Source organism: Nocardia acididurans (assembly GCF_016741815.1).
Lineage (GTDB): Bacteria > Actinomycetota > Actinomycetes > Mycobacteriales > Mycobacteriaceae > Nocardia > Nocardia acididurans.
This window is the reverse complement of the sequence record NZ_JAERRJ010000042.1, coordinates 1-2,232: the sequence shown is the minus strand read 5'-3', so window position 1 is coordinate 2,232 and position 2,232 is coordinate 1. Positions and strand designations below refer to the sequence as shown.

Here is a 2,232-nt window from a genome sequence, read left to right as displayed (position 1 = left end):
TGTCAACGGCACGCTAATCCGGACCATTTGACGGCAAGTCAATCTGGACCACCTGGTCGGTCGGGTTGATGGTTTCAATCTTCAGTTGGGCCGGCGGCGGGGACGCGGCCGAGGTCGCGGTCCTTGAGCCGGTAGCTGTCGCCTTTGAGGGCGATGACCTCGGCGTGGTGGACGAGTCGGTCGATCATGGCGGCGGCGACCACGTCGTCGCCGAAGACCTCGCCCCAGCGGCCGAAGACCTTGTTGGATGTCACGATCAACGAGGCGCGTTCGTAGCGGGACGAGACGAGCTGGAAGAACAGGTTGGCGGCCTCGTTCTCGAACGGGATGTAACCCACTTCGTCGACCACGAGAAGCGGGTAGCGGCCGAGCTTGATCAGCTCGGCCTGCAACCTTCCCGCGTGGTGGGCCTCGGCCAGGCGTGAAACCCATTCGGCGGCGGTGGCGAACGCGACCCGATGCCCGGCCTGACATGCTCGGATCGCCAACCCGATCGCCAGGTGGGTCTTGCCGGTTCCGGGCGGCCCCAGGAACACCACGTTCTCCTTCGCGGTGACGAAATCGAGAGTGCCCAAATGCGCTATCACGTCCCGTTTCAGTCCGCGAGCATGACCGAAGTCGAACTCCTCCAACGATTTCCGATAGGGAAAGCGGGCCGAGCGGATGCGTCCCTCACCACCGTGGGACTCGCGAGCGGAGACCTCTCGTTGCAGGCAGGCGACGAGAAATTCCTCGTGCGTCCAGTTCTCGGCGCGAGCGCGTTCGGGCAGCCGCTGCGCGGCCTCCCGCAGCGACGGCGCCTTCAACGCCCGCGTCAGGAAGGTCAGTTCGGCGGTGAAATCCCTTGTCGTGGTGGAGGTTTTCGCGGTGGCGGTTCTGGTCCGGCCGGGCATCAGGCCACCCCACCTTCGATGTCGATGCCGAGCGCGGTGTCGTAGTCGGTCAGACAGCGTTGCTCGACCTGCGGCTCTGGAGCCGGGCGCAGAACGCCGATCCTGCCGCGCCGCAACGTTTTCGCTGCTTCGACGTGATCGGGGTCGGACAGAGTTTGATGCCAGGCCCAGATCCGCTCGTGGTCGGCCACGACCCGGCCGCCGCAGAACACCCGGACCCGGTTCAGGTCCGCGACGATCTCGATCCGACGCCCGATCACCGCCGGATGCACCGAATAATCGTTGGAGTCCAAGCGAATATAGTGATCACGCGGCAGGCGCGCTGAGCGCCGCCACCCGGTCTGCGGCGCGACCGGCGGCAACCCCAGCATCGCCTGGCGATCCGCGGTGATCCGATCGGTCGGCGCGCAACCCAGCGCGCGGCGCGGTCGCGCATTCACCAACTCCAGCCATTCACCCAGTTGGGTATTGAAATCGGTTGGGCCGCTGAATGATCGACCCGGCAGGAATGACCGCTCGAGATAGTCGTGGGCCCGTTCGATCATGCCCTTGGCTTCCGGATCAGCGGGTTTGCAGACGATCACTTTGGTTCCCAGGGTTCCCCGGAATGCTTGGCATTCGGCGGTCAGTTCGCTGCGTCCACCACGCCAGCGGCCGATCGCTCCTTCTCCGTCCCAAACCAAAACCCTTGGCACCGAACCCAACCCATGAATATGCACCCACCAACCGGCGAACAGATCTTCCGCATGCCGCGACGGGATCAACATCGCCATCAGCCACCGCGAATACCCCAGCACCATCGTCAGCACCGGCAGCTGCTTCGGACCGCGGACCTGCCCGAACCCGACCGGCAGATCGATCGGCGGGAACCAGAAATCGCACTGCGCGATCTCGCCAGCAACATACACGGTCCGCGACGCCGGATCCGGCGGCAAATACGCCGGTCGCAGCTCCGCGACCCGCTCCGAAAGCACCCGGATCGAACGAGTCCAACCGATCCGCTCGGCGATCACCGTCGCTGGCATCGCCGGATACGCCCGCAGCAACTCGCGGATCCGCGGCTCAACCGCGTCCACGATCGACCCCTTGAGCGGGCGCTGATACTTCGGCGGCCCGTCCGAGGCCAGGGCCCGCTTCACGGTGTTGCGGGATACGCCCATCAACCGGGCGATCGCCTGGATCGGCATGCCCTCCGACCGGCGCAAACGACGAATCTCAGCCCAATCCTCCACAGCAAGCATCCCTTCGGTCCTCCCTGGCTCGGATAGAGCCAGGGTCACCGACCAGGTGGTCCATTTTGAGGTGCCGCGCGGTGGTCATTTTTCACGTGCTGCCGACA

2 protein-coding genes are annotated in these 2,232 nt (G+C 65.2%); both read right to left on the bottom strand.

Annotated elements, in window-relative coordinates; all coding sequences use genetic code 11:
* Nucleotides 1-74 precede the first annotated feature (74 nt).
* A complete protein-coding gene (istB, locus tag JK358_RS38695) occupies nt 75-893 on the bottom strand; it encodes an IS21-like element helper ATPase IstB (protein ID WP_201958857.1) in 819 nt (272 codons plus the stop codon).
* A complete protein-coding gene (gene istA / locus JK358_RS38690; RefSeq protein WP_201958855.1) occupies nt 893-2,134 on the bottom strand; it encodes an IS21 family transposase in 1,242 nt (413 codons plus the stop codon). Before istA ends, istB begins: the two co-directional genes overlap by 1 nt.
* Nucleotides 2,135-2,232 lie beyond the last annotated feature (98 nt).

Coding starts and splice junctions, on each gene's coding strand:
- istB (WP_201958857.1), bottom strand. CDS start 893: ATGCCCGGCCGGACCAGAACCGCCACCGCGAAAACCTCCACCACGACA.
- istA (WP_201958855.1), bottom strand. CDS start 2,134: ATGCTTGCTGTGGAGGATTGGGCTGAGATTCGTCGTTTGCGCCGGTCG.